General features: G+C 40.6%; 5 protein-coding genes and 1 pseudogene. 3 read left to right on the top strand and 3 right to left on the bottom strand.

All coding sequences use genetic code 11. The features are described 5' to 3' along the window. Nucleotides 1-492, bottom strand: a pseudogene (locus UYC_RS0133485) (hypothetical protein); the annotation flags it as partial. A 322-nt stretch (nucleotides 493-814) separates the two neighbouring features. Here UYC_RS0133485 and UYC_RS0133480 point away from each other — a divergent pair. Further along, a complete protein-coding gene (locus tag UYC_RS0133480; RefSeq protein WP_016876747.1) occupies nucleotides 815-1,438 on the top strand; it encodes a Uma2 family endonuclease in 624 nt (207 codons plus the stop codon). A 131-nt stretch (nucleotides 1,439-1,569) separates the two neighbouring features. Here the strand turns inward: UYC_RS0133480 and UYC_RS0133475 are convergent, their stop codons facing one another. Further along, nucleotides 1,570-2,898, bottom strand: a complete 1,329-nt coding sequence (locus UYC_RS0133475) for a proton extrusion protein PcxA (protein ID WP_016876746.1) — start codon at nucleotides 2,896-2,898, stop codon at nucleotides 1,570-1,572. Between the two features lie 86 nt (nucleotides 2,899-2,984). On the opposite strand from UYC_RS0133475, the gene UYC_RS0133470 reads away from it, so the two are divergent. Beyond that, the gene (locus tag UYC_RS0133470) at nucleotides 2,985-5,183 is read left to right on the top strand and encodes a PD-(D/E)XK nuclease family protein (RefSeq protein WP_016876745.1); all 2,199 of its coding nucleotides are present in this window, start codon (nucleotides 2,985-2,987) and stop codon (nucleotides 5,181-5,183) included. 14 nt (nucleotides 5,184-5,197) lie between these two features. Beyond that, nucleotides 5,198-5,413, top strand: a complete 216-nt coding sequence (locus UYC_RS0133465) for a hypothetical protein (RefSeq protein ID WP_016876744.1) — start codon at nucleotides 5,198-5,200, stop codon at nucleotides 5,411-5,413. Here UYC_RS0133465 and UYC_RS0133460 read toward each other — a convergent pair. Further along, on the bottom strand, nucleotides 5,405-6,256 hold the full coding sequence (locus tag UYC_RS0133460) for a hypothetical protein (protein WP_016876743.1): 852 nt from the start codon (nucleotides 6,254-6,256) through the stop codon (nucleotides 5,405-5,407). The two genes, UYC_RS0133465 and UYC_RS0133460, sit on opposite strands and share 9 nt — an antisense overlap. Nucleotides 6,257-6,677: the final 421 nt, after the last annotated feature.

Genomic DNA, 6,677 nt, shown 5'->3' with positions numbered 1-6,677 from the left:
AAGATTTGTTGGTAGAGGTTCAGGTGTGGGAGAAGCGAGATTTGTTGGTAAAGGTTTGGGTTGTGGTTTTTGAGGAGATAAATTAGGCAATTCCCGTTTGGGCTGCGTTTTTGCTGATTGTAATAGCTCTGCTGGCTCAGAAGCTCTCAAATCTCTAGGATTGGCAGCAGGTGCTGTAGGTGTAGATGGTGGCGCAGATTTAGCAACAGAAATAGGTTTTTCAGGTTTCGCTTCCCCACCTGCAATAGAATCTTTGGCTGCCCGTCGTGAGGTTTCTGGAGGTTTCTGTTGTGTTTCCTCAGGAGGAACTTCAATATACTCAATTGGAATCTCTTGGGAAAGTTCTTGCTTTTGCTCAGGTACAAATGCTCGAAGCCAATAATTGCTCCCTGCTAATAAAAGTAAGTGCAGGAAGATGGAAATAAGCAAATCAACGAGCAAAACTCGTGGATGAGTGCTTCTATCGCCCTGGAAGTTATGAGACTTAGCCATGTGATAGTGCTTTTTACTAGCAGCCTCAACAGTCTACTTATAAAAGACTTACGCACCAGTTATGGAATAATAAACCGCAGAGGACAGGTAGAAAAGAGGATTTGAGAGAGATTTTGCGTAAGCCTTATTATTAAAGTGTATACACTACAGCTAAAAATGCTCATTAGGGAATTAAATACAAAAAGTCCAATTTTCGCTGCTAGCCTTGATAGTATGTAAATTTAGCGATCGCCTTTTCAGGCTTCTAACCTATTATTGGGGGAAGTTTCTCAACATCTTGGTAGCATTGAGTCAAGTACCCGTCAGCAATGGAGTGAGGGCGATGTACGCAACCGTCACAAAACCACTGACTTTTGAAGAGTTTCTTGCCTGGGATGATGGATCAGGCAGAGAGTTTGAACTGTTGGATGGGATTCCTGTGCCATTATCAGAACCAAATGCAAATCATGAGGATTTGATTGAGCGACTGTGCACCTACCTAGAAAATCACTGCCAAGAAAATGACTTGCCTTACGTGGCACGCCAATCCAAGCAGGTTCGGCTTAAGACAGCATCACCAGAAAAAGAAAAAAGCCGAAAAGCCGATATTGTCATATTTGCTAGGGAAGAATGGCAGCGGATGAAAACTAGCTCTAGTTCTGCTGCTGCATACATTCCACCACCCGGAATCATTGAGGTTGTTAGTAACAATTGGAAGGATGACTATCTGACAAAACTGGCTGAATATGAGGACTTGGGCATTTTAGAGTACATCATTATAGACTATGCTGCTTTTGGTGGCATTCGCTTCATTGGCTCTCCTAAGCAACCAACCATTACAATCTACCAACTTGAAGATGGAGAGTATTTACCTGCAAAGGTGTTTCGAGGACAGGATCGAATTGATTCTAGATTGTTTCCGAACATTCCCCTAACGGCTGAACAAATTTTTGCAATGAGTCGGTGATTAGCAAAGAAGGAATTTATTAAGTCGTCTCAACGGGGCGAAACCCCGCACGCCGCTGGCTCCTTTCCTTGCCCTCTTCTTTGTCCCTAGCCCCTAGTCCCTAATCCCTAGTCCCTTGCTCCTATTTTTGCCTACTCATTCATATTCCGGTATGTAGCCACTGCCGAAGGTGATATACGATTCAAGTAGCGGAAAATCCAGTATTTAAAGATGGTATCTAAAATCACAGGAAAAGTAGCAATAAACAAAAAGATAAAATCGTGATTTGCAGGTAATCCCCAATGACGCGATATGCCTTCTAGTATTACTTCCCAGCCATGAGGAGAATGGAATCCTACAAAGATATCGGTGAACAAAATGATAATGAATGCCTTAGCGCTATCACTTAACCCATAGACAACATGGTCTAAGAAATCTTTGAGAACGGCAATTTCTTTTTTACTCAGTAGTAAAAACCAAATAAAAGCAATCACAGATAAAATATCTGCGAAAACGTTTTTGATAGCGTTTGCACTAATTAGGCGATATTCTTCAGCAATTTCTAGTGCTTTTTCTCTAACTTGAATTTCTATATTTTTCTCTGACGGTGTAATATTACTACTAATCAGATTTTGAAACTTAATTTTTTCTTCAAATCTTTGCAGTTCTAATAAAGCTTGTTCTTCCATTTCATAGTTTAGAAAGATTGCGGCTTCTTCAGAACTTTTAAAATGGTTTACAATTGGGCCGACTATAAAAGCTTTTGAGAGTTGATGAGTGAGAATTGGTACAATAATTAATAATAATAAAAACCTGACAGATATGATTGTTCTTCTTTGAGCCTTACGGAAATTTTGAACAACGTCCTGTTCAGATTTAGGATCTAATTCAATTTGCAGACGATTAATAGTATTGAAAATTGAACGAGGTAATACACCTGTTGTATCGGTTTTACCTTTTGATTGAATCCGTCGCCCATTATTATTTAAATTTCTTTTGATGATATTTGACTGTTTCGGCTCAACCGCCAGAGCCTCAATTTGTGGATCTGGAGCTTTATCAATTGGTTCTCTGGTGATGATGTCCTCATCAGAACTTGTATATTTTGTGGTTACTTCATCTATAAATCGAAGTTTCTCTAAAACTATAGAAGGATTCAGATGCTCTATGCCTAGTTTTTTGATTGATTTTTGATTAGATTCGTTGACAAAAAAACGACTGGCTCTAAACTCTGTTAGTCTCATCCTGATGATTCTTAATTGTTTTTTCAGGTTTGACTCAAAATAATCCATAACACTGCTACTATGCGGTGTTAAGTCAGAGCCTATTTTGTTACCATTAAAATACTCGTTTTCTAGCTTCTGAATTTCAAGAGCAGCATTGTAAGCTTCATCTAAAGAACGCTCTGGTGTTCGCAAGTACCATTTGTAGGTTGCTAGTAAGTAAGAGTATATTTTGTGACCTAAACCCGAATTGTTCATCGTAGGCAAGCATCCAGCCTGTATTGATGGCTTATAACCTTAATTCAATGTACGAGGTATCTTAACAAATTCCTAAGGAGACGGTTGTGTTTTCTCATTCTATTTGGATTGTTGGCCCTAGCCGCTCTGGCAAAACTACTCGCTTGGTTAAACAGTTTGCCAGTTGGATGCTAGATGACAATTATCAGTATGAGACATTTGATAAAAAAAATCCTAGACAACAAAATAGCGATCGCATTGCCAAAAGCCTGCACCTTAACCAAACAGAACCTTCAGTCTTAGTTTTGGCTGCCAATGACGATAATCGTCGAGAATTAGCAGATAAAATTGTTACCACTACAGCGGGAAAATATCCAGTACGTTGCAAGACTCCTTTAGGTTTTTTTCAAGATGAAATAATTCTATTTTGGCCCTTACTTATTCAATCATTAAATTTAAAAGCGCAATTTCCGGTCAGACTGCGCCCAGAAACTGAACAAGAATTAGCGACTAAGCTGTGGCATCCCTACTTAGATGAAGAAATTTTACGTCGTGTGGGCGTGAATGAGTACCGTTTAGTACGTCGTATTCTTGACTTACTACAGTTAGCAGCTTATGGTGGTACGCCCACAGAAGAAATTAGCAGTGTTTTGGCAACAGCATTAGCAGAGCAAGATAATACACATTTAGAGCCAGAATTTTTGGCTTTTTTGCTGCTAAATTGGCGCAACTGGTGTTTAGAGCGAGGCTTGCTGACTTACGGAATTATTACAGAACTCTACAGCCAGCATTTATTAACTAATTCTGATTATCAACAACGGTTAAGAAAACGCTATCAGGGAGTTTTGGCAGATGACGTGCAAGATTACCCTGCGGTAGTGTGCCACCTATTTGAGTTTTTATTGGACGGTGGTGCGGTGGGAGCATTTAGTTATAATCCTGATGGAGTGGTGCGTTTAGGATTGGGAGCAGATCCTGGTTACATCGAAGCAAAATTAGCAGCACGTACTCAAGTAGAAACCTTAACTGCGTCACCCCTAAATAGTCTTGCAGATACACTAACAGAGCCGATGGTGGAATTACTCACAGAACCTATGGCGCTCTTGAGCTTACCAGAGGCAGTGCAGTCAATCCAAACTACTTCTCGTGCGCAATTGTTACGGCAAACAGCAGAAGCGATCGCCCAGGCAATTAAAGCAAAACAAGTAGAACCAGAACAAGTAGCAGTAATTGCACCCGGTTTGGATGCGATCGCTCGCTACACGTTGATAGAAATCCTCACTAAGCAAGGTATTGCGGTACAATCGCTCAACGATCAACGCCCGCTGATTAGTTTCCCCATTGTCCGTGCTTTATTGACGTTACTGGCGCTAGTTTATCCGGGGTTGGGGCGCTTGCTAGATCGAGATGCGGTGGCAGAGATGTTGGTGGTGTTGAGTAGGGGATATGGAGAGAGGGGGCGAGGGAGGGAAGGGGAGAGTGGGAGAGTAGGAGAAACTTTTTCGCCCTCATTTTCTCACATTGATCCAGTACGTGCTGGTTTGATTGCAGATTACTGTTTTCAACCCCATCCTGATCGCCCTAACTTATTGCCCCCAACAGCATTTGATCGTTGGGATCGTCTTGGTTACGCAGCTACTACAGCTTACAGCGAGATATTACAGTGGTTGGAGGAACAGCGATCGCAACAGGAGTTACGCCTGATTCCCAGCCCGATTTCTTTGCTAGATAGAGCAATTCAGCGTTTTTTATGGAATGGCAGTAATCTCCCATACGATCAACTAGCGGCACTGCGAGAATTATTAGAAACTGCTCAACACTACTGGGAAATTGATAGTCGGTTGCGGCAAATCTCCTCCTCTCCCCCGATTTCATCTCCTCAAGAAGCGATCGCCGATTTTATTCAACTATTGCGGCGTGGCACTATTACTGCAAATCCCTATCCTATACGCCCAATTGGCCCTGCTACTAAAGCGGTAACTTTTGCTACTATTTTCCAGTATCGTTCTAGTCGGCGTTCTCACCGTTGGCATTTCTGGCTGGATGCAGGTTCACCACTATGGGCAAAAGGTGGTGCAGCGACATTGTTTGGTGCGCCCTTCTTTCTCCAAGAAAGATTAGGGGAACCTTGGACAGCAGAAGATGAAAAAATGGCAGAAGAACAACGATTAAGAAGAATTTTGGCAGATTTGCTTTCTCGTGTATCAGAAAGAGTATATTTGTGTCACAGTGATTTAGCCATGAATGGACAAGAACAATTAGGCCCTTTGTTGCCTTTAGTTCACCAAATCAACTTGGTAGAGTAAATGTGTTAAGTATTATGAAATATAAATTTTTCGACCAGCGCGCTCAAGAATGTCATGTTGCCATGATTCAAGCACTGCAAAATCTTGCAACTCAGTTAGAACAAGAGCGCTGCCAAGAAAGCAGACTTGTGGAAAAGGCTGTTAGTAAATTAGTGAAAGCAAAAATTCGCGATCGCCAAACTGTTGCTGCGATCGAAAAAGAAATTGCCAATACTCTTGATTTAGAGTGAAATGGCGAGCAAATAGTCGATTAAGTAGCTAAAATAACCTCTTAATTCTTCCGCAGCCTGACTTGATACATGAGATGACAGTTCCCAGTCACCAATGTGATTTTTAAGTAGCTGAAATGCTCTTAAATAAGTCTCTGCTGGTGGCTGTTGATGAGTGATAACTTTTTTATAAAGCAGACGGGGTTCAATCTCATTTTTCATGCAGGTGCCCAACAGTTTTAAATATCTACAGATATTCTGGCGAAACTCTTCATAATGAGGATGCTGGGGACAAAAAAACTCATTGGCTAGTGCTTGCGCTAATTCCATTCTCTGAGACAATAACCACTGCCCGCCTTCTATACAGGCAGTTCTTTGTACTTCCAATTCAAAAACAGATGCGGTAATTTCCTCAATATGTGTTAGAGAATAGCGGAGTTTGTCCTGTCTAGCTTGAATTTCTCTAGAGCAGACACTTGCTTTGTAACGCTGTTTTTTACTCTCTAGCTCAGACATTACATCTTCAACAGCTGGTTTAATAATTTCTTGGATAATATACGCCTGTTCTTTTAGCACCTCTAGAACTTGCTGGCGCAGTTCGTAATTGATAATGTTCTCTAGGCGATAGTTTGTAGTTGCTTGGAGAAAGTCTATTTGCCATTGCAAGTCACGCATTACCAAATCTTGAGATTCTAACTTATTTTGTATTCCTTGCTGGACACGTTGTTCTATAAACTCAACTCGTCGTTCTAAGGGTTTGATGTTTCCTGCATTCAGCCAAGGACTGATGATATACTCTGCAAATTCGTATAGAGTTTTTCCAACTTTTTGCAAAACTCCGGTATTGTTCGTATTATCTATCATTAGGTTGATCCTTTGAGATGACCACTGGTTTGAGTAAATTTGGTTTGATTTGAACAGGGAACACAAAAAGAAGTATATTCAAGCTTAATTGTGGCCGAGCCTCGTTACGAACGAGCTACGAAAATCGCCCATGACTCACCTGAAAAGAGGAGCTAGCGAACAGAGTTTCATCAATTTGTTGTGTGATTTGTCACATGAACGTCTGACCTGAAAAAGAATGTAGGTTTTAGAGTGAAAACCTTGTTCATCCAATTTGGTGTAAGCAGTTCCTAACTGACTAATTAAATTGATGAAGAATTTTGACATCAATTTGACATTAAGTTTTTATGGAGTCATCTTTTTATAATTAATAAAAAATATAGATGTTTATAAAAATTCTACCGAATAGTATTTATAAAGCACAATTACAAACAACATAAGA

It is taken from the genome of Chlorogloeopsis fritschii PCC 6912 (assembly GCF_000317285.1).
GTDB lineage: Bacteria > Cyanobacteriota > Cyanobacteriia > Cyanobacteriales > Nostocaceae > Chlorogloeopsis > Chlorogloeopsis fritschii.
Note: the sequence above shows the minus strand (reverse complement) of the source record. Positions and strands in the feature narration are given on the sequence as shown.